Here is a 453-nt window from a genome sequence, read left to right as displayed (position 1 = left end):
GAAAATATCGAGATCATCTCTAATGATGATGACGGAATCGAAATTTTTGGTGGAAATGTAAATGTAAATAACCTTTTAATTTATAACCAAACTGATGATGCTATTGATTTAGATCAAGCATATTCAGGAACTATTACAAATGCTCTTGTTGTAATGGGTGAAGGTAGTGATACTGCATTCGAAATTGATGGTACTGAGTCTACTTCTACTCCTAGAGTTACTGGATCTTACACTATTAATGGCGTAACTGCTATTGGTAACGCAAATGCTACAAGACTTACAACTTATGGTGACTGGAAAGCGGATGCAACAGGTGCTAATAATAATATCGTTTTCAAAGGCTTTAAAGTGGGTAGTAAAGTAAAAGGTATTGATGCTGACACTTTTGGAACTACACTTACTTTCTCTAACTTAGATTTCGTAACTACTGATGCTCTTTCAACTATTTCTACT

1 pseudogene is annotated in these 453 nt (G+C 34.4%); it reads left to right on the top strand.

What is annotated here, in order from left to right:
* Positions 1–453 (top strand): annotated as a pseudogene (locus IU405_RS00740) (hypothetical protein); the annotation flags it as partial.

The organism is Polaribacter sp. BAL334 (genome assembly GCF_015767435.1).
Lineage (GTDB): Bacteria > Bacteroidota > Bacteroidia > Flavobacteriales > Flavobacteriaceae > Polaribacter.
The sequence above is the reverse complement of the archived record's forward strand: the minus strand, read 5'-3'. Positions and strand labels throughout refer to the sequence as shown.